The sequence below is a fragment of the Nonomuraea antimicrobica genome (assembly GCF_039536965.1).
Taxonomy (GTDB): domain Bacteria; phylum Actinomycetota; class Actinomycetes; order Streptosporangiales; family Streptosporangiaceae; genus Nonomuraea; species Nonomuraea antimicrobica.
Window position 1 is genome coordinate 1 of sequence record NZ_BAAAZP010000196.1, and the last position, 18843, is coordinate 18843.

Annotated in this window: 19 protein-coding genes and 2 tRNA genes; 4 read left to right on the top strand and 17 right to left on the bottom strand. The window is 71.4% G+C overall.

Translation table 11 applies throughout. The annotated features are described in order from the left end of the window. Positions 1 to 1346: ATP-dependent helicase C-terminal domain-containing protein (locus ABD844_RS43860; RefSeq protein WP_344892724.1), on the top strand; the 1346-nt coding region annotated here is incomplete at its 5' end. Between the two features lie 40 nt (positions 1347 to 1386). Here ABD844_RS43860 and ABD844_RS43865 read toward each other — a convergent pair. Beyond that, on the bottom strand, positions 1387 to 2565 hold the full coding sequence (locus ABD844_RS43865; protein ID WP_344892727.1) for a threonine synthase: 1179 nt from the start codon (positions 2563 to 2565) through the stop codon (positions 1387 to 1389). A 42-nt stretch (positions 2566 to 2607) separates the two neighbouring features. Here ABD844_RS43865 and ABD844_RS43870 point away from each other — a divergent pair, with 42 nt between their 5' ends. Continuing rightward, positions 2608 to 4077 carry an amidase gene (locus ABD844_RS43870; protein ID WP_344892730.1) on the top strand — a complete coding sequence of 490 codons (1470 nt, stop codon included), beginning with the start codon at positions 2608 to 2610 and terminating at the stop codon, positions 4075 to 4077. Positions 4078 to 4137: 60 nt separating this feature from the next. Here ABD844_RS43870 and ABD844_RS43875 read toward each other — a convergent pair whose 3' ends face one another. The 4 genes from ABD844_RS43875 to deoC are packed head-to-tail and all read right to left on the bottom strand — an operon-like array spanning position 4138 to position 7514. Beyond that, positions 4138 to 4983, bottom strand: a complete 846-nt coding sequence (locus ABD844_RS43875; RefSeq protein WP_344892733.1) for an aldehyde dehydrogenase family protein — start codon at positions 4981 to 4983, stop codon at positions 4138 to 4140. Continuing rightward, the gene (locus ABD844_RS43880) at positions 4976 to 5173 is read right to left on the bottom strand and encodes a hypothetical protein (protein ID WP_344892736.1); all 198 of its coding nucleotides are present in this window, start codon (positions 5171 to 5173) and stop codon (positions 4976 to 4978) included. Before ABD844_RS43880 ends, ABD844_RS43875 begins: the two co-directional genes overlap by 8 nt. Next, entirely contained in the window at positions 5163 to 6581 is a 1419-nt protein-coding gene (locus ABD844_RS43885; RefSeq protein WP_344892739.1) for an aldehyde dehydrogenase family protein, read from the bottom strand. The genes ABD844_RS43880 and ABD844_RS43885 overlap by 11 nt, the downstream gene beginning before the upstream one ends. Positions 6582 to 6584: 3 nt before the next feature. Then, entirely contained in the window at positions 6585 to 7514 is a 930-nt protein-coding gene (deoC, locus tag ABD844_RS43890) for a deoxyribose-phosphate aldolase (RefSeq protein WP_344892742.1), read from the bottom strand. Between the two features lie 210 nt (positions 7515 to 7724). Between deoC and ABD844_RS43895 the strand changes: the two genes are divergently transcribed. Together ABD844_RS43895 and ABD844_RS43900 are read left to right on the top strand one after the other, a co-directional pair. Continuing rightward, on the top strand, positions 7725 to 7871 hold the full coding sequence (locus ABD844_RS43895) for a hypothetical protein (RefSeq protein WP_344892745.1): 147 nt from the start codon (positions 7725 to 7727) through the stop codon (positions 7869 to 7871). A gap of 167 nt (positions 7872 to 8038) precedes the next feature. Further along, entirely contained in the window at positions 8039 to 10891 is a 2853-nt protein-coding gene (locus ABD844_RS43900) for an ATP-binding protein (protein WP_344892748.1), read from the top strand. A gap of 19 nt (positions 10892 to 10910) precedes the next feature. On the opposite strand, the gene ABD844_RS43905 is transcribed toward ABD844_RS43900, so the two are convergent. The 12 genes from ABD844_RS43905 to ABD844_RS43960 all read right to left on the bottom strand — a co-directional run bounded on the left by ABD844_RS43905 (position 10911) and on the right by ABD844_RS43960 (position 18693). After that, entirely contained in the window at positions 10911 to 11477 is a 567-nt protein-coding gene (locus ABD844_RS43905; protein WP_344892751.1) for a TMEM165/GDT1 family protein, read from the bottom strand. Between the two features lie 226 nt (positions 11478 to 11703). Beyond that, entirely contained in the window at positions 11704 to 12741 is a 1038-nt protein-coding gene (locus ABD844_RS43910; RefSeq protein WP_344892754.1) for a UDP-N-acetylmuramate dehydrogenase, read from the bottom strand. Between the two features lie 11 nt (positions 12742 to 12752). Further along, the gene (locus tag ABD844_RS43915) at positions 12753 to 13871 is read right to left on the bottom strand and encodes a hypothetical protein (RefSeq protein WP_344892757.1); all 1119 of its coding nucleotides are present in this window, start codon (positions 13869 to 13871) and stop codon (positions 12753 to 12755) included. Between the two features lie 169 nt (positions 13872 to 14040). Continuing rightward, positions 14041 to 14469 carry a MaoC family dehydratase gene (locus tag ABD844_RS43920; protein ID WP_344892760.1) on the bottom strand — a complete coding sequence of 143 codons (429 nt, stop codon included), beginning with the start codon at positions 14467 to 14469 and terminating at the stop codon, positions 14041 to 14043. Between the two features lies 1 nt (position 14470). Then, entirely contained in the window at positions 14471 to 14920 is a 450-nt protein-coding gene (locus ABD844_RS43925; RefSeq protein ID WP_344892763.1) for a MaoC family dehydratase N-terminal domain-containing protein, read from the bottom strand. 456 nt (positions 14921 to 15376) lie between these two features. Beyond that, positions 15377 to 15541: a 50S ribosomal protein L33 gene (rpmG, locus tag ABD844_RS43930; RefSeq protein WP_019632658.1), complete on the bottom strand. Its 165-nt coding sequence runs from the start codon at positions 15539 to 15541 to the stop codon at positions 15377 to 15379. A 71-nt stretch (positions 15542 to 15612) separates the two neighbouring features. Continuing rightward, positions 15613 to 15686 (bottom strand) — tRNA-Met (locus ABD844_RS43935). 392 nt (positions 15687 to 16078) lie between these two features. Beyond that, positions 16079 to 16151, bottom strand: a tRNA-Thr gene (locus ABD844_RS43940). 39 nt (positions 16152 to 16190) lie between these two features. Beyond that, positions 16191 to 16421: a transposase gene (locus ABD844_RS43945; protein ID WP_344892767.1), complete on the bottom strand. Its 231-nt coding sequence runs from the start codon at positions 16419 to 16421 to the stop codon at positions 16191 to 16193. 138 nt (positions 16422 to 16559) lie between these two features. Next, positions 16560 to 17084, bottom strand: coding sequence for a C40 family peptidase (locus tag ABD844_RS43950; protein WP_344892770.1), 525 nt, complete (start codon positions 17082 to 17084; stop codon positions 16560 to 16562). A gap of 74 nt (positions 17085 to 17158) precedes the next feature. Next, complete coding sequence (locus tag ABD844_RS43955; protein WP_344892773.1) at positions 17159 to 18175, bottom strand: GH25 family lysozyme; 1017 nt, start codon at positions 18173 to 18175, stop codon at positions 17159 to 17161. Next, positions 18172 to 18693 carry a P-loop nucleotide/nucleoside kinase family protein gene (locus ABD844_RS43960; RefSeq protein ID WP_344892776.1) on the bottom strand — a complete coding sequence of 174 codons (522 nt, stop codon included), beginning with the start codon at positions 18691 to 18693 and terminating at the stop codon, positions 18172 to 18174. The genes ABD844_RS43955 and ABD844_RS43960 overlap by 4 nt, the downstream gene beginning before the upstream one ends. Between the last annotated feature and the right edge of the window lie 150 nt (positions 18694 to 18843).

Here is an 18843-nt window from a genome sequence, read left to right on the forward strand (position 1 = left end):
CTTCGCCGCCGCCCGCCGCGCTGGCCGCCGCCACCCGCACGCTGCAAGCGCTCGGCGCCCTCACCCACTCCCCGGCCCTCGCCCAGCCGACACCCGTGCGGGTGACCGAGCGAGGGCGGCGGATGGTGGTGGCCGGTGTGCACCCCCGCCTCGCCCGCGTCCTGCTCGACCTCGGGCCCGAGGCCGCCGAGGTGGTGGCCCTGCTGTCGGAACAGCTCCCCCGCGACGTACCGGACGACCTCGTGGAGGTCTGGCGCGCGGCCCGTCGCGGCGGCACCCCCTTCGCCACCCGCTGGCGTCAGGAGGCCGCCCGCCTGCGCCGCACCGCGACAGAAGCCGCGACCACCGGAGCGAGCCACACGACCGGAGCAGCCCCCCGGAGAGCCACTGGCACCGCCCCGAGCCGCCGATCCGATGACGAGCTGGCCGGGACGGCGGTCGCGCTGGCGTTTCCCGAGCGGGTGGCGCGCAGGCGCGGTGCCGGATACCTCATGGCCTCCGGCACCCAGGCCCAGCTCCCCGAGGGCTCCAAGCTCGGCACCGCCGAATGGCTGGCCGTCGCGATCGCCGACCGCCCCACCGGCTCGGCCTCGGCCCGCGTCCGGCAGGCGGTCGTCATTGACGAGGCCACGGCCCGCCTGGCGACCGGCACGACGGTCGAGGACGAGATCACCTGGCGCGTCCCCCCGGGCGAGCGCCGCGGCGACGTCTTCGCCCGCAGGGTCGAGCGCCTCGGCGCGATCGAGCTGTCCGCCACCCCGCTCAAGGACGCCGACGTCCGCCCCGCCATCCTGTCCGGCCTGCGCGCCGAAGACCTCCTGACCTGGACGAAACAGGCCAACGACCTGCGCGACCGCCTGGCCTTCTGCCACCGCGCGATCGGCGCGCCCTGGCCCTCGATGGACGCCCTCATCGACCTGGCCGACCAGTGGCTGGAGCCCGAGCTGTCCAGGGCCCGCCGCCGCGCCGACGTGGAACGCATCGACGTGGCCGCCGCGCTGAGACGCCTGATCCCGTGGAGCGAACGCCTTGAGCGCACCGCCCCCGAACGCATCGAGGTCCCCAGCGGCTCGGCGATCCGCGTGGACTACTCGGGCGAGCAGCCGGTGCTGGCGGTGAAGCTGCAGGAGCTGTTCGGCGAGCAGGAGACGCCGACGATCGCGGGCGTGCCGGTGCTGGTGCACCTGCTGTCCCCCGCGGGCCGCCCGCTGGCGGTCACGGCGGACCTGGCGTCGTTCTGGCGTGACGGATACCGCCACGTACGGGCGGAGATGCGCGGACGCTACCCCAAGCACCCGTGGCCGGAGGACCCGCTGACGGCCCCGCCGACCCGCCGGACGAAGTGATCGCGGGCGACCCCCGTCGACTGGAGGTCGCGCGCCCGGATCAGCGGATGAGGTCGTCGAGGGTCGGGTTCTCGATGACGGGGTGCCGCCCGCCCCCGAGCCCCGCGTCCTTGAACCCGCTGGAGGTGGCCACACAGACGACCGGGCCGTCGAAGTCACGGCGCAGCCGCCGGTATCCGGCCAGCCCGGCCGCCCCCGACAGCTCCTGCCACAGCCCTTGCCTGGCCAGGTCGTGCTGGGCCCGGCGCATCTCCTCGTCGGTGAGGAGCATCGCCTCGCCACCGCTGTCGCGTACGGCCACCACGCCCCGATACCCACCGGCCGAGCCGGCCAGGCCGTACGCGTCGGTGGGCCCCAGGTCGACGACCGTGGCGGGCACGCCCGCGGCCAGCGCCTTGGCGTGCGGCCCACCGGCGGCCGTCTCGCAGGAGAACATGCGCGGCGCCTTCTCCGTCAGCCCGAGCAGCCGCAGCTCGGTGAACCCCTTCCACACGCCGTAGAGCAGCTCGGCGTAGCCGGTGGGCGTGAAGACCGCCGCGGGCACCTCTCCGAGCTGCAGGAACAGCTCGTACGCGATCGTCTTGTAGCCCTCGGCCCCGAACGGGTGCCCGGTGTGCGTCACGGTCTGGTTGCTGACCGGGTGGTAGCCCAGCCGCTCGACGACCTCGCGCAGCAGCGGCCAGCGCGCCTCGACGGGCACGGACACGACCTTGGCCCCGTACGCCCGCACGAACGCCTGCGCGGCGGGCGGCGAGGCGGCGGAGGTCAGGACGATCGCGGGCAGCCCGGCGCGGGCCGCGTACGCGGCGGCAGAGGCCCCGTGGTTGCCGGAGGAGGCGACGACCACGCCCGGCGCCCCGCAGGCGACGGCCGCGCTGACGGCGACGCGGTTGAGCCGGTCTTTGTGCGACCAGGTGGGGTTGCGCGACTCGTCCTTGATGTGCACCTCGCCGAACTCGACCAGCGGCGTGCCGCCCTCCCCCAGCGTGGGCGCGTCGAGCGGCGGCAGCAGCGGCGACCAGCGCGCGAGGTCGGGGCCCGGGTGCTGGGCGAAGAGGCCACGGTCGACCTTCGCGTAGTCGTAGACCACCTCCAGTGGATAGGCGAGCTCGGCGGTGCTGGTCTTGGGGCATCCCCGCGTCAGCGGCGGGAACAGAGGGAAGTCGGCCGAGGGGTCGCCCAGGGAGCGCTGACGGAGGGCAAGCGAAGGTCCGTTCACGTGGAGCGACCCTATCGAGACTGGCAGCCGAGCCTCGCCACGATGCGTGAAAAGCTGCACACTCTAGTCATGTTGTGGGCAGGCAGATCCGCCGTCGAGATCGCGACGGCCGTCAGGAACGGAGAGGTCAAGGCCACGACCGTCGTCGAGGAGCACCTCCGCGTCATCTCCGAGCGGGATCCGGGGGTGGGGGCGTTCCGGCTGGTCAGGGAGCAGGCCCTGGACGAGGCGCGGCTGCTGGAGAAGCGGGGCGACCTGGCGGAGCTGCCGCTGGCCGGGGTGCCGGTGGCGGTAAAGGACAACGTGGAGGTGGCCGGGGAGGCCACCCGCGGCGGGTCCGCGGCCACCCCTGACACGCCCGCGCCCGAGGACCACGTGACGGTGGCGCGGCTGCGCGCGGCCGGGGCCGTGGTGGTGGGCCTGACCAACCTGCCGGAGCTGGGGCTCGTGGCGTTCGGCGACAGCCCGTACGGGATCGTCCGCAACCCGTGGAACCTCTCCCGCACCGCCGGTGGCTCCTCGGCGGGCAGCGCGGCGGCCGTGGCGGCGGGCATGGTGCCGATCGCGCTCGGCAACGACGGCATGGGCTCACTGCGCATCCCGGCCGCCTGCTGCGGCGTGCTGGCCATCAAGCCCGGCACCGGGCTGGTGCCCGCGCCCGCGAACGACTGGGAGCGCCTCACCGAGAACGGCCCGCTGGCGAGGACCGCCGCCGATCTGTCGCTCGCGCTGTCCGTGCTGGCCGGGGACCCGGCGCTGGCCGAGGCGTGGCGGGGCGGGCGGCGGGTCGAACCCCCTCCGCGCCTGCTCCGCTCGGTCTGGGCGGACGACGACCAGGTGTGGGAGCCGCAGCCGCCGCCCGACGGCCCCGAGCCGTTCGACCTGCGGGTGGCATACGCGCCGCAGCCGCTGCCCCCTGGGCTGCGGGTGGACGGGGAGTTCAGGGCCGCCGTGCGCGGGGCGGCCGAGACGTTGCGGGTGGCCGGGCACACGGTGGTCGAGCACGGCCGCCGTCTGCCCGCCTGGCTGGGCCCGGCCTCTGTCGCGTGCTGGCTGGCCAGGGCCGCCGAGTCGGTCGAAGGGCTCGACCGCGGCCGTCTCGAACGCCGTACGCGGGCGCTGGCCAGGGCGGGCCGGGTGCTCGGGGCTCTCGGGCTGGACGGCGTACGCGGCCGGGAGCGCTGGCGCGGCTACGGCGCCGACCAGTGGTTCGGCGACGCCGACGCCCTCATCACGCCCGCACTGGCCGCCATCCCGCCCAGGGCCGAGCGCTGGGGCGAGCGCGGCTTCCTGCGCAACGCGGGGACCAACGTCAGGTACGCCCCCGCCACCGCCCCCTGGAACATGTGCGGCTGGCCCGCCGTCACCGTCCCGCTGGCGACCCACTCCGGCGGGCTGCCCATCGGCGTGCAGATCGTCGCCCCGCCGGGCGGCGAACCGCACCTGCTGGGCCTGGCCGCCCAGCTCCAGGCCGCCCACCCGCCGCTCAGGCCGCCCGGCTTCTCGTTCTGAGAGACCAGGGCGTCCGGGGCCCCGCTCGCCGGTCGGGTGCGCGGCCCCGGACTCGGGTGCTCAGATGCCGACCGGGTGCCAGACGGTCTTGGTCTCCAGGAAGGCGGTCATGCGGCCGGTGCCAGGATCGGCCGTCCAGTCGTCGTCGGAGGGCCGCAGCACGCGCTTGAGGTTCTCCGCCGCCGCCTGCTCGCACCGCAGCGCCAGATCGGCGTCCTGGACGCCGGTCAGGTCGACGGCGTTGACGTCCATGTGCGCCGCCAGCCACGGCGCCAGCTCGTCCTGGCGTCCGGTGAGGATGTTCACGACCCCGCCGGGCAGGTCGGAGGTGGCCAGCACCTCCGCCAGAGTGATCGCGGCCAGCGGCGCGGGCTCGGAGGCCACCACGACGCAGGCGTTGCCGGTCACGATCACCGGGGCCACCACCGACACCAGCCCGAGCAGCGGATCGGCGGGCGCCACCACGGCCACCACGCCGGTCGGCTCGGGCGTCGACAGGTTGAAGTACGGTCCGGCCACCGGGTTGGCCGCCCCGTGCACCGAGGCGATCTTGTCGGACCAGCCCGCGTACCAGACCAGCCGGTCGACCGTCGCGTCCACCCGCTCCAGCGCGGCCCGCTTGCCGCCGCCCAGCTCTTCCGCGAACTGGCCGCGCCGTCCCTCCAGCATCTCGGCGACGCGGTAGAGGATCTGCCCCCTGTTGTACGGGGTGGCACCCGACCAGCCGGGGAACGCCTTGCGCGCGGCCACCACCGCGTCACGGGCGTCCTTGCGCGAGGCCCGTGAGGCGTTGGCGAGGAAGTCGCCCTTGGCCGAGGTCACGGGGTAGGACCTCCCACTCTCAGAGCGCGGGAACGCCCCTCCGATGTACAGCTTGTAGGTCTTTCTGACGGACAACCTACTCATCGCCCCGCCCTCTCCACGTGGACTCCTGCGACATCTCGACCGGCACGAAGACCTGGCCGCACCGGCTGACGCCGCAGCGGTGGGCGAACCAGCCGGTGCGTACGGGCCGGCCGGCCCTGGCGAAGGCGTGCCCTCTCGTGGCCTGCGCGCGCCGCTTCCCGCGACGGGCGCGGCGGTGCTCACACGTCAAGGTAGGCCCCCAGCCCGTGCCGTCCGCCCTCGCGCCCGTAGCCGGACTCCTTGTAGCCGCCGAAGGGCGAGGCGGGGTCGAACTTGTTGAAGGTGTTGGCCCACACCACCCCGGCCCTGAGCCGGTCGGCCATCCACAGGATGCGCGAGCCCTTCTCGGTCCACACGCCCGCGGAGAGCCCGTACGGCGTGTTGTTGGCCTTCTCCACGGCCTCGGCCGGGGTGCGGAAGGTCAGCACCGACAGCACCGGCCCGAAGATCTCCTCCCTGGCGATGCTGTGCGACTGCGCCACCCCGGTGAACAGCGTCGGCGGGAACCAGAACCCCTTGGCCGGCAGCTCGCAGGCGGGCGACCAGCGCTCGGCCCCCTCCGCCTCGCCGAGGTCGCTCAGCCGCCGGATCTTGGCGAGTTGCTCGGCCGAGTTGATCGCGCCGATGTCGGTGTTCTTGTCCAGCGGGTCGCCCAGGCGCAGCGTGCCCAGCCGGCGCTTGAGCGCGGCCAGCAGCTCCTCCTGGACCGACTCCTGCACCAGCAGCCGCGAGCCCGCGCAGCAGACGTGCCCCTGGTTGAAGAAGATGCCGTTGACGACGCCCTCGACGGCCTGGTCGATGGCGGCGTCGTCGAACACGATGTTCGCGGCCTTGCCGCCCAGCTCCAGCGTCAGCTTCTTGCCGGTGCCCGCCACGCTCCTGGCGATGATCCGGCCGACCTCGGTGGAGCCGGTGAAGGCCACCTTGTCGACGTCGGGGTGGGCCACGACGGCCGCGCCGGTCTCGCCGGCGCCGGTGACGATGTTGACCACGCCAGGCGGCAGGTCGGCCTGGCGGCAGATGTCGGCGAACAGCAGTGCCGTCAGCGGCGTGGTCTCGGCCGGCTTGAGCACCACCGTGTTGCCGCAGGCCAGCGCCGGAGCGATCTTCCAGGCCAGCATGAGCAGCGGGAAGTTCCACGGGATCACCTGCCCGGCGACCCCCAGCGGTTTCGTCCCGAACCCGGCGTGCTCCAGCTTGTCGGCCCAGCCCGCGTAGTAGAAGAAGTGCGCCGCCACCAGCGGCAGATCGACGTCGCGCGACTCCCGGATGGGCTTGCCGTTGTCGAGCGACTCGAGCACCGCCAGCTCCCTGGCCCGCTCCTGGATGATGCGCGCGATGCGGAACAGGTATTTCGCGCGCTCGGCGCCCGGCAGCGCGCTCCAGACGCCGAACGCCTTGCGCGCCGCCTGCACGGCCCGGTCGACGTCGTCGGAGGAGGCCGTGGCGATCTCCGCCAGCGTCTCCTCGGTGGCCGGGTTGACGGTCTTGAACGAGGGGCCGGAACCGTCGACGAACTCGCCGTTGATGAACAGGCCGTAGGAGGGACTCAGGTCGACGACGTCGCGCGACTCGGGTGCGGGTGCGTATTCGAACATCGGCTAGTCCAGGGTGAAGTAGTCGGGGCCCGCGTACCGGCCGGTGGCCAGCTTCTGGCGCTGCATCAGCAGGTCGTTGAGCAGCGAGGAGGCGCCCAGCCGGAACCACTCGGGGGTCAGCCAGTCGTCGCCGGCGCTCTCGTTGACCAGCACCAGGTTCTTGATCGCGTCTTTCGTCGTACGGATGCCGCCCGCCGGCTTCACGCCCACCTGACGGCCGGTCGCGTCGCGGAAGTCCCGCACCGCCTCCAGCATGATCAGCGTCACCGGCGGCGTGGCGGCCGGAGAGACCTTGCCGGTCGAGGTCTTGATGAAGTCGGCGCCGGCCAGCATCGCCAGCCAGGACGCCCGCCGCACGTTGTCGTAGGTGGACAGCTCGCCGGTCTCCAGGATCACCTTCAGGTGGGCCGCCCCGCAGGCCGCCTTCACCGCGACGATCTGCTCGTAGACCTTCAGGTAGTCGCCGGACAGGAACGCGCCCCGGTCGATCACCATGTCGATCTCGTCGGCGCCCGCCGCCACCGCCAGCGCCGTGTCGCTCACCTTGACCTCGAGCGAGGTGCGGCCGCTGGGGAACCCGGTGGCCACCGAGGCGACCTTGACGCCCGTGCCCCTCAGCTCGTCGGCCGCCACCGCGACCAGGTCGGGATAGACGCAGACGGCCGCCACCGAGGGCGCGTCGCCGCCGGGGCGCACGGCCTTGGCGCACATGGCCCGCACCTTGCCGGCCGTGTCGGCCCCTTCCAGGGTGGTCAGGTCGACCATGGAGATGGCCAGGTCGATGGCGTGCGCCTTCGCCGTTGTCTTGATCGAACGGGTGCCCAGCATCGCCGCCCGCTGGTCCGCGCCGACCCGGTCGACACCGGGCAGGCCGTGCAGGAATGCTCGCAGCGTCGCGCCGGACGAACCGACGTCGGCGAGCGAGGTAGTCACAGTTGACACCTAGACAGCATCGCCGACCAGCCCCTCCACCTCCAAACCGGACCACCTTAGGGCACTCGGGCCCGCGTACGTAGGTATGCCGGGGGCCACCGGCGGGCCGTAGATAGGGCATGCGCCCGATGTGCCGGGCCGGGCCTTAGCACGAACCTTAAAGGTGTCAGGAAGTAGCACGAAATATCAGAGATCACAGGGAGAAACCCCATGCATCCCGACATTGAGTACGAGCTCATGAAGAACAACGCGAGCGAGCTGCGCAGGGCCGCCGCCGAGCACCGGCGCGTACGCGAGGCCCAGCGCCACAACAAGGCCGAGCGCCGCTCGGTCTTCGGCAAGCGCCGTTCCGCATGACCACCCTACGAGAGCCCGGCCACCTCCCTCGTGGCCGGGCCTCGGTGCCCCCGTAGAACCACCTCGGCACCCCTGTGCAGCCGCCCCGGTGCACCCGCGAGGCCGCCTCGACACACCCCCATAAAAGCCGTCGAAAGCACCAGATGGGGCATGACATGCTGGATGATATGCGGGGACGATCTGTCAGTCCCGTCTTCGTCGGGCGGGAAGAGGAGCTCGCGGCTCTGACCGAGAGCTTCGACGAGGCCCGGAAGGGCACGGTGACGGCCGTCCTGCTGGGAGGCGAGGCCGGGGTCGGCAAGACCCGGCTGGTTCAGCGCTTCGCCGACCGCTGCGTGGCCGACGGCGCCCATGTGCTGTTCGGCGGCTGCGTCGAGCTGTCCACCGAGGGCCTGGCGTACGCGCCGTTCACCGCCGCGCTCCGGCAGCTCGTCAGAGAGCAGGGCCCGGCCGCCGTGGCGGGGCTGCTGCCCGACGGCGCCGCCCGCGACCTCGCGCGGCTGCTTCCCGAGTTCGGCGAGCCCAACAGCGACGGCGAGACCGACACCGGCCGCGCCCGGCTCTTCGAGCAGTTCCTCACCCTGCTCGAACGCCTGGCGGAGCACCGCCCCACCGTCCTGGTCATCGAGGACATCCACTGGGCCGACAGGTCCAGCCGCGACCTCATCGCCTTCCTCAGCCGCAACCTGCAGATCCCACAGGTCCTGATCGTGATGACGTACCGATCGGACGACCTGCACCGCCAGCATCCGCTCCGGCCGGTGCTGGCCGAGCTGGGCCGGGTCCACGGCGTGCACCGGCTCGACCTGCCCCGCCTGTCGAGAGACGAGGTCGGGCAGCAGATGACCGCGATCCTCGGCAGGATCCCGGAATACGCCAAGGTCGAGAAGGTCTACGAGCGCAGCGAGGGCATCCCCCTCTTCGTCGAGGCCATGCTGGAGAGCGGCGACGACGGCTCGTTCCCCGAGTCGATGCAGGACCTCATCCTCAGCTCCGTCGAGCGCCTGCCCGAGGAGACCCAGCGCGTGCTGCGCGTGGCCGCCGCGGGCGGCAACCGGGTCGGCCACGCGCTGCTGGCCGCCGTGAGCGGCCTGTCCGACGTCGAACTGGAGACGGCGCTGCGCCCCGCCATCGCCGGCAACGTGCTGCAGATCGCCGACAGCCGCGCCTACGTCTTCCGCCACTCCCTGATCCGCGAGGCCGTCCACGACGAGCTGCTGCCGGGCGAGCACCAGCGCCTGCACGCCAGGTTCGCCCAGGAGATCTCCAAGGACCGCGGCCTCGTCCCGCCCGGCCGTGCGGCCGTCGAGCTGGCCCACCACTGGTACGGCGCCCGCGACGACCGCTGGGCCCTGACCTCCGCGTGGGAGGCGGCGCGGAAGTCGTTCAAGGCGTACGCCTACACCGAGGCCGTCCCGCTGCTCGAACGCGTGCTCATGCTCTGGGACCGCGTGCACGACGCGGCCGAGCTGATCGGCGCCGACCACACCGCCGTGCTGGAACGCGCATCCGAGGCGGCCTACGCGGGCGGCGACGTGGACAAGGGCGCCAAGTTCGTCAAGGCCGCGCTGTCCGATCTGGACGAGACCCGCGAGCCGGCCCGGGTGTCGCAGCTCATCGTGCGCTGGGCGGCGGTCAAGAACTCCAAGGGCCAGCCCGGCGTCATCGACGACCTCAGGCACGCGCTGCGGCTCGTCCCCGCGGGCACCCTCGACTGGGCCGAGGTCATCACGCCGCTGAGCCGGCACCTCATGCTGCGGGGCGAGATCGAGCAGGCCGGTCAGCTCATCGCCGAGGGCCTGCGCTGGACCAGGGAGCACGGCGACCGCTGCCTCGAAGGCGACCTGCTGATGAACCTGGCGCTCGGCCACTCACTCGACGGGCAGCTCGACGCCGTGATCACCGTCAACGAAGAGGCGCTGGAGATCGGGCGGGAGGAGGGCTCGGCCCGCATCATCACCCGGGCGATGGCCAACAACGTCGACGTGCTGCTCGACATGGGCCGCGCGGAGGAGGCACTGAGCCTGGCGGAGGACGGCTGGCGGATCGCCAAGAAGTACGGCCGGCTGCGCGGCAGCGGCCTGTTCATCCTGAACAACTGGTCCGAGGTGCTGGAGGCGATGGGCCGCTGGGACGAGGCCATCGACATCGTCGAGAGCGCGCTCAGCCACGGCCCCTCACTGCGCACCCGGTACGCCCTGCTGCGCGTGCGCGCCGACATCGCCCTGGCCAGGGGCGAGATGCAGCTCGTGGAGAGCATCCTGTCGGAGATCGGCGTGTTCAAGGACCGCGCGGAGGAGTTCGTCCAGGACATCATCAGCAACGCCCGCCTGCTCATCGGCTGGCACCTGACCAAGGGCGAGCCGGCCGCCGCGCTGTGCGAGGCCGAACGCGTGCTCTCGCACCCCAAGCAGTCCAGCAAGGCCATGCTGGGCTGGCGGCTGCTGTCGCTGCTGCCCACGGTCTGCGACGCCGCCCAGGACACCGAGCCCGAGCGGTCCGCCGCGGTCCGGGCGCACGCGGCCGAGGTGGCCGCCGAGCTGTCGGTCACCGGGCCGGTGGTGGAGGCGTACCGGCTGACGTACTCGCGTGACTTCGACGCCGCGGCGGCGGCCTGGGAGCGGCTCAACCGCCCGCACAACCGGTCCAAGGCCCTGCTGCGGGCGGCCGGGGTGGCCGCCCGCGCCGGCGATCGGGAGGGCGCGGCGACCCGCCTGGAGGTGGCGCTGCCGCTGGCCACGGCGCTGCGCGCGACGCCGCTGGTGGCGGAGATCGAGGTCCTGTGCCGCCGGGTGGGCGGCACGCAGGCGGCGCACCAGCCGTCGGAGCTGCTCACGCCGCGGGAGCTGGAGGTGCTGCGGCTGGTGACCCAGGGGCGTACCAACCGGGACATCGCGGCCGAGCTGTTCATCTCAGCGAAGACCGTGAGCGTGCACGTGTCCAACATCCTGGCCAAGCTCGGGGTCACCACGCGCGGCGAGGCCGCCGCCGCCGCTCACCGCCTGTCCCTGCTGTCCTGAACCTCGTTCTCCAGGGGACTCAGAGGATCGCCTCGACCAGCAGCACGATTCCGAAGATCGCGAAGGCGGCGGACGCGCCGTACCGGATAACCTTCTCGGGCAGGTGCTTGCCCAGCAGCCGGCCGACCAGGATGGCCAGCGCGTCCGCCGCCACCATGCCCACCGTGGACCCGATCCAGGTGCCCACCCAGTCGTGCTGCGTGGCCAGGGTGATGGTGGCCAGCATGGTCTTGTCGCCCAGCTCGCTCAGGAAGAACGCCGCCGTCACCGCGATCACGGCGTTCCTGGTGGTGCGCCCGGCCTTGCTCGCCTCCTCGTCGCTCAACTCGTCGCCGCGCAGCGTCCACAGAGCGAACCCGAGGAAGGCCAACCCCGCCACCACCGAGATGGCCGTCGTCGGCAGCGCGTCACCGATCAACCCGCCCACGAGCACGCTCACCAGGTGAACGGCGGTCGTGGCGATCGTGATGCCCGCGAGCACGGGCCACATCTTGAAACGGGTAGCGAACGTCATCGCCATCAACTGGCTCTTGTCGCCCAGCTCGGCGACGAAGATGACGCCCAGACTGATCCAGAAAGCTTCCAACGCTCCTCTTCCGCGCGACCGGGCCGGAAGAAGGTACCCGGGGAGAATTTTCGGGCACGGCTTCGGCCCGGCAGCGTCTTTGTCCATGACTGCCAGGCCGAAGGTCTCGTCCGCCCGTATCAGGCCCGCGTGACCGGGCGCGAGCACGCGCCAGTGTGTCGATCACGCGATTGGGACTACTCCCCTTCGGAATTACCGAAACACCATAACAGCCCCAAGAGACCGTCTATTCCCCGAGGGTGCAGCCCACCATCACCGGCTCGTTGACCAGCGTGACCCCGAACTTCTCGCGTACGCCGGCACGCACCTCCCTGGCCAGGGCCAGCAGGTCTTCCGTGGTGGCGCGCTCGGTGGGATTGGTGAGGGCGAGCGTGTGCTTGGTGGAGATGCGTACGGGGCCGAGCTCGTAGCCCTTCGGGTAGCCGGCCTGCTCGATCAGCCACGCGGCGGGCACCTTGACCAGCCCGCCGGGCAGATCCCAGCGCGGGTGCCCGGGAGCGCGCACGGCCAGCTCCTCCGCCTCCCGCGCGGTGAGCACCGGGTTGGTGAAGAACGACCCCGCGCTGCGGGTGTCGGGGTCTGCCGGGTCGAGCACCATGCCCTTGCCGCGCCGCACCCCCAGCACGGCCTCGCGGGCCCGGTCGAGCGGCACCCGGCCGCCCGCCTCCGCGCCCAGCCTGCGGGCCAGCTCGTCGTAGACCACCGGGCCGGACAGCTCGGACAGGTCGAGCGCGTACGTGACCGCCAGCACCACGTAGCGGGCCAGGTCACGCTTGAAGACGCTGTCGCGGTAGGAGAAGCCGCACTGCCGTGCCTCCAGGTCCACCACGTGCCGGGTGCGCCGGTCGTAGGCGCGCACGCACCTGATCGTCTGGGCGACCTCCTGCCCGTAGGCCCCGACGTTCTGGATGGGCGTCGAGCCCACCAGCCCCGGCACGCCGGACAGGCACTCGATGCCCGACCAGCCCTCGGCCACCGCGCGGGCCACCAGCTGGTCCCAGTCTTCGCCCGCCTCGACCGTCACGACGACCTGCTCGCCGTCGCGCGAGACGGCCACGCCCTCGGTGGCGACCTTGATGACCAGCCCGTCGAACCCCTCGTCGGACACCACCACGTTGCTGCCCCCACCGAGCACCAGCGTGGGGACGGCGCTCCTGTCGGCCTCGGCGATCAGCGAAACGAGCTGCTCCGCCGAGGTGGCCTCCGCGAATTCGCGAGCGGGGCCGCCCAGGCGCAGCGTGGTGTGCGGCGCGAGCATCTCCATGAGCAACAAGCTTATGAGGCGCGCAGCATCCGCAGCACCCCGTCGTAGTTGCGACGGGACTCCCGGTCCAGGTAGTCGGGGGCGATCTCGTGCCGTCCGAGGAGGGTGACGGGCAGCAGCTCGCTGGGCACGACCAGCTCGCCGGGCAGGGCCAGGGAGAGCTCCAGGTCGGCGTAGCGGCCGTAGTGGGCGTCCGCGGGCAACGCGCTCAGGGCCTGCGCCCTGCGTACGGCGATCAGCTCCCCGGTCAGCGCCCGCACCCGGCCGGGCCCCGCCCGCTCCCACTCCGGCCGGTCGCCGCCGTCCGCCGGCTCCACGCCCTTCCATCCGGCCGCCACCGCGCCCTCCACGACCGCCGCGATCAGCGGGGTCAGCGCGTCGGCGCCCAGCACGACGTTCGTCTCCATCAGCACGTGCACCTCGGCCTCGTCGAGCTGCAGCAGCTTCGTACGGCTCTCACCCCAGGTCGCGGTGCCGCCACGCCAGTGCGGGCGCTCCGTCACGTGCCATTCGACGATCCGGTCGGGGTGGCGTCCTGCCAGCTCGCGCAGGACGTCTCCGGCGCCGTCCACATTGCCCAGGTCGAGGGCGAGCACCCGGGCGGCCGTGTGCTCGATCACCGACCGCAGGCACCTCCTGAGGTCGTCGGGCCAGCCGTCCACGAGCAGGCTCACGCTGGCGGTGACGTCCTTGGTCTCCAGGCGCAGCCGCTCGATGTTCACGCCCTGCACGTCGAGGCGGTTGGTGGCCAGGGTGGCGTCCCAGGTGCGCTGGGCGTGCAACATGCCGTCACCCGGGTCGCCGTGCTGGCCGGGGCCGCCGAAGATGCCCAGGTCCGCGGCCGGGTTGAGCCTGGGGTGCACGCCGTGGGGCCGGGAACCCGCCGTGCCCACCCCGGTCGCCGCCCCGGCCCGCCGCCCGGCCCCTTCAGCCCGGCCCTCCCGCCCGGCCCTTTGAGCCCGGCCCTCCCGCCCGGCTCCGGCCTCCCGCCGCGCCCCCTGCCCATGTGGGGCCTCTTGGCTCGCGGAGGTGATCGGCGTGCCGCCCACCGGGTCGCGTCCGGTACCGGAACCGGCCGCCGGGTCCGGGCGCGCGGGGCGCAGCCGTCCGGGCGGCTTGCCGTCGGTCACGGCGGAAACGGGAATCGATCGAACCGTCGGCCAGACCAGTCGCGCAGCTTCACTCATACGGAGACGCGCTACCCGAGACCCGCCCCTTATATCACCAGGCCCGCGATCGGAGCGACCCGGCCCCCCGGAACCGCCCAGGACGACCGCCACGCCCTTCGACCACGGACGATCAGGAGAGCTGCACCACCGCCCGTGCCTTCGACAGCACCCGCGCCTCGCCCGACCTGGCGGTGAGCCCGATGACCACCCGCTTGTCCTCCAGCTTCTCCTCCACCACGCCGCTGACCGACACCATGGCCCCCCGGTCATCGTCCGGTACGACCACCATCGACGAGAACCGCACCCCGAAGTCGACCACCGCGCCCGGGTCCCCCACCCAGTCGGTGACGAACCGCCCCGCCTGCGCCATCGTGTACATGCCGTGCGCGATCACGTCGGGCAGCCCGACCATCTTGGCGAAGCGCTCGTTCCAGTGGATCTGGTTGAAGTCGCCGGAGGCCCCCGCGTACATCACCAGGTTGGCCCTGCGCACGTTGTAGTCCACGGCCGGGATCTCGTGCCCGACCTCGACCTCGTCGTACCGTACCTTGGCGCCCATCTCAGCCCGCCCCTCCGCGCTCGACGATCGTGTTGTACGTGACGCACACCGGCTCACCGTCGACCGTGTTCACGTCGCTCCTGACCGTCAGCAGCTCGTTGTGTCCGGCGGTGCGGATGTCGGTGATCGTGGACGTCATCACCAGTTCGTCGCCCGCGTGGATGGGGCGTACGTACTCGAAACGCTGCTCGCCGTGGACCACCATGGCGAGGTTCAGCCCCAGGTCGGGGTCCACCAGCGCCTCACCGCCGCTCTGCAGGCTGAACACGATGGGGAACGTGGGCGGCGCGATCACGTCGGGGTGCCCGGCGGCCTGGGCGGCCTCCCTGTCGCGGTAGAGCGGATTGTGGTCGCCGATCGCGGCGGCGAACTCCCTGATCTTCACCCGGCTGACCTCGTATGGGGCACTCGGGGGATAGGTTCTGCCCACGAAGTCGCGGTTCAAGGCCATCGCTGCTCCCTCGCCTGTCTCCGTCCCAGCGCTGATGACGCCGACGCTAACAGAACAAGGTTCGGCTGTCGCCGTTCATGGGCTGCTCTTTGCCGGCGAACAAGCCGACCCCGGCAGAAGCCTCCCAGCCAACACAGAACCCCCGCTCCGAACGGGAGCCGGGCCGACCACAGCAGGACTCCCGGACCCCGGCAAGACCCGCAGCAAACATGCCAGCGCGGACAGACGCGGGCAGCCCGGACAGACGCGGTAGCCGTGCGCAGGGCAGCCCCGGAAGCAACCGGCCACCGCAGGCGCAGCCGTGGCGGCCTGGGCAGTCACGGGAGCAGCCGGGCCACCTCGGGGGCCATTGGGAAAGGGCGTGCAGGGTGTGCAGACACGACGAAACCGGCGCCCTGTCGGGGACGCCGGTTGCGCGTTATGAAGGTTATGGGGCAGAAGCCCTGCCCGGAGAACCTAGCGGGTCTCGCGGTGCGCGCGGTGGCAGCGGCAGTTGGGGCAGTACTTCTTCAGCTCAAGCCGATCCGGGTCGTTGCGCCGGTTCTTCCGCGTGATGTAGTTGCGGTGCTTGCACTCCTGGCAGGCCAGCGTGATCTTCGGCCTAACGTCGGTGGCAGCCACTTGGGAGTGCCTTTCTACGTTCGGGACATGGACACGCCCGTACCCAGGCCGGTCGACCTGGGATTGGGCAGTAGCGGAGGCCGGACTTGAACCGGCGACACAACGATTATGAGCCGTTTGCTCTGCCTGACTGAGCTACTCCGCCTTTGAGCCGGAACGACCCGGCCCGTAGAGGATACCCGACGTGGCGAGCACATTCGTAACTCACCCGATCAGGTGGGGTGCTCCCAGTATGCCTCAGGAACCCCCGACAACCGAAATCAAAAAGCGGCAGCCCCGTCTGCCACCCCCGCGCGCGAGGATGATCAGCGTAGCAGCAGACCGCACGCCCGGCGAACCCGTCACGCCACCGACCTCAGCCCCGACCTCAGCCATGGCCTCAGCCCTGTCCCCGACCTCAGCCCTCACCCCGGCCCCGGCCCCGGAGCCTCAACCCCGGAACCTCGCCCCCGACACTGCGGCCCGACCCTGGCCAGGAATGACGAACGCCCGGCTCCAAGAAATCCTTGGACCGGGCGTTTTCACCTCAATTGTGCGAGCCCCCAAACGGAATCGAACCGTTGACCTTCTCCTTACCATGGAGACGCTCTGCCGACTGAGCTATAGGGGCCTGCCCGGCGCTGCGGACAGGTGTAACCATACACGGCACTCAGCGATGATGCGAACTCGTTCTGGCCTCCGCGGGCGATCTTGTCGCCCGCCACACCGGGAGCTCGACCACCTCGCACAGGTCGGCCAGATCGACGTGCCTGGCCACCTCCGAGACGGAGGTGCAGTCGGCGACGACCCGCCCGTTTCTGCGCACCCGCAGCACTTGCCGCCCGGCCCGCACGGCACCCACGACGTCGTAGCCGTCGAGCCCCACCCATCGCCTTTCCATAGCGGCACAGATTAGCCGTGGGGTCTCTCATTTTCGCCACGCCACACGCGTTACACGCATACCAAATCGGTACGAATCCACCCCCACAGCCAGCCCCAATACCGAAAGACTCATTCGGCACCCGCGCGAAATGCCTGCTCAGTACCGGTAGAACCCCGCGAGGTCGGCCCTGTCGCGGATGTCGTCGATCCGCACGATGGACCCGGTGTAGGGCGCGTTCATCATCTTCCCGCCGCCCAGATAGATGCCGACGTGGTGGGTCTTGACGGCCCGCTTCCCGATCTGGCCGAAGAACACCAGGTCACCGGGCCGGGCGGCGGAGACGCGGCGCATCTTCCTCACCTGGTCGTCGGTGTTCCCCGGCCCCAGCACGTCCTCCCCGTGCGCCATCGCGTACACCCATCGCGCGAAGCCCGAGCAGTCGAGCCCGAGCGTCGTGGCGGCCGGGCAGGGCTTGATCTGGCCCCGGTAACCCCGGCAGGTCCCCATGGACGGCCCAGGATCCTCGCCGTGACCGCCGCCCCACGAGTAGACGATCTGCCGCTGCTCGATCTCGTACGCGAGCCGCACGGTCAACGGCGGCACCGGCAGGCTCAGCGGCACCGAGGCCGTGGCGGTCAGCAGGAGCAGCGCCGCCCCCGTCACCGCCAACCGCCGCTTCATCTCACACATCCCCCCAAAGCTCGCGCCATGGGATTCATCCTGCCCTATCCCCACGCATACCGCTTTGTCCCGTTTTATCCTGCTTTGAGAGTAAGCTTCACCGAGCCGACGGTCACGTACACACCCACCGTCCCCTTCGACTTCGCGGGCTTGGTGGTGATCGTGAACGTCACCTTCTGCCCGCGCGGCAACTCGTCGATCCGGCACCGCACCGCCGTCCCGCTGAACGTGCACCCCGGCGCCTTCACCACCCGCTGCCCGCCGAACGTCCGCCCCGACACCTTGACGTCCTTGACCGGATGCGGCCCCGTGTTGGAGATCGTGACCGTGTACGTCTTCCTGCTCTTGGCCTGCCCCGACACCCTCACCTCCGCGGGCGGGTTGGCCAGCGACTCAAGCTGCGACTGCGAGCCGTTGAACGAGTTCTGGCCCCCGACCAGCGGCCCCTTGTCGGCCGACTGCCAGAACGTGTGCTTCTTCCAGCTCTTGGGCAGCTCGCCAGGGTCGCTGCCCCAGCGGGCCAGCCACAGGGGGTTCGACTTGAACTTGTCGGAGTTCCCCGTACAGGTCTGCCACCAGCTCGTGGTGGTGTAGATGATCGCGTGCCGGCCGGTCGCCTCGCGGTACTTGGCGGTGAAGTCCTTGAGCCAGGTGACCATGTCCTCGGCGGACAGGCCATAACAGTGGTTCTTTCCGTTCCTATCCTGGTACGGGTTGTCCTCGATATCGAGCACTCCCGGAAGCGTCTGGCCGTCGCTTACCCAGTTGCCGCCGTTCTGCAGGAAATAGTCGGCCTGCGCTGCCCCGCCGGATTCGTGCGGTTGCGCAAAGTGATATGCGCTGCGGATGAGACCGGCCGCTGCGGCGCCGCCATGCTGGGCCTCGAAACGGGGATTTCGGTAGTCCGTACCCTCGGTGGCCTGCACGAACGCGAACTTGGCGCCGCCCGTGGCCACGCTTTGCCAGTCGATGTCGCCCGTCCAGTTACTGACGTCGACGCCCGGCACTCCATCGGCCGCCTGCGCGACCCCGGTCATACCGACCGTAGCAATTACCGCAAATAACAAGAGACGTTTCACGCCCGAGATCATTGCGGAGCGGCACACAATTCCGCAAGTCCACGAATATCCACCTCTTTAGCGGCGTCAATCCAATAGACCGGCCCAAGCCCCAACGGCCGCGCCACCGCCGCCCACTCCGCCCACCGTTCGTCGCCGACCTCGCCGTCGTGGTGCACGGCGTGCCGCACGCGCGCCTCGTACCGCCGTCTGGCCGGCTCGACCGGTACGTCGCACCAGATCTCGCGCACGCCGGGCCCCGCCCGCACCCCCGCTCGTGCGAGCCCGGCCAGCACGACCGGCCGCAGTGGTGCCGGCCAGGGGCTCTCCAGCACCGCACCGCGCCCGGCGGAGGCGAGCAGCGTCCACATGCTCTCGCCCGCCGCCGTCCCCAGTCGCCTGCTCCACTCGCGCCCGTCCAGCTCCCCGGGACGTTCGAGCACGTCGGCCGGCGTCTCCTCGAGATCGTCCTTGCTGAAGACGGGCCAACCGAGCTGCCGCCCCAGCGCCCGCGCCAGTGTGGTCTTGCCGGACCCGGGAAGACCGTTCACGAGAACCACTCGTTCGCACATGGCCGGGATGCTCGCAGAGCCGCGCTCGGAAATCTTGGGGACGCAGGAAGAAGCCGCAGGTCAGGGCCCGGAAATTCGTCACGTGCGAAGGCCGCCCAGCACGTCGTTTCCCCAGGTCAGAGCGTTATG

What these genes read in the sequence shown, in the direction of transcription:
- ABD844_RS43885 (WP_344892739.1), bottom strand. Translation starts at nt 6,581, where the DNA reads ATGTTCGAATACGCACCCGCACCCGAGTCGCGCGACGTCGTCGACCTG.
- ABD844_RS43955 (WP_344892773.1), bottom strand. Translation starts at nt 18,175, where the DNA reads ATGATCTCGGGCGTGAAACGTCTCTTGTTATTTGCGGTAATTGCTACG.
- ABD844_RS43910 (WP_344892754.1), bottom strand. Translation starts at nt 12,741, where the DNA reads ATGGAGATGCTCGCGCCGCACACCACGCTGCGCCTGGGCGGCCCCGCT.
- ABD844_RS43895 (WP_344892745.1), top strand. Translation starts at nt 7,725, where the DNA reads ATGCATCCCGACATTGAGTACGAGCTCATGAAGAACAACGCGAGCGAG.
- ABD844_RS43950 (WP_344892770.1), bottom strand. Translation starts at nt 17,084, where the DNA reads ATGAAGCGGCGGTTGGCGGTGACGGGGGCGGCGCTGCTCCTGCTGACC.
- ABD844_RS43870 (WP_344892730.1), top strand. Translation starts at nt 2,608, where the DNA reads ATGCGTGAAAAGCTGCACACTCTAGTCATGTTGTGGGCAGGCAGATCC.
- ABD844_RS43920 (WP_344892760.1), bottom strand. Translation starts at nt 14,469, where the DNA reads ATGGGCGCCAAGGTACGGTACGACGAGGTCGAGGTCGGGCACGAGATC.
- ABD844_RS43945 (WP_344892767.1), bottom strand. Translation starts at nt 16,421, where the DNA reads ATGGAAAGGCGATGGGTGGGGCTCGACGGCTACGACGTCGTGGGTGCC.
- ABD844_RS43925 (WP_344892763.1), bottom strand. Translation starts at nt 14,920, where the DNA reads ATGGCCTTGAACCGCGACTTCGTGGGCAGAACCTATCCCCCGAGTGCC.
- ABD844_RS43900 (WP_344892748.1), top strand. Translation starts at nt 8,039, where the DNA reads ATGCGGGGACGATCTGTCAGTCCCGTCTTCGTCGGGCGGGAAGAGGAG.
- ABD844_RS43875 (WP_344892733.1), bottom strand. Translation starts at nt 4,983, where the DNA reads ATGAGTAGGTTGTCCGTCAGAAAGACCTACAAGCTGTACATCGGAGGG.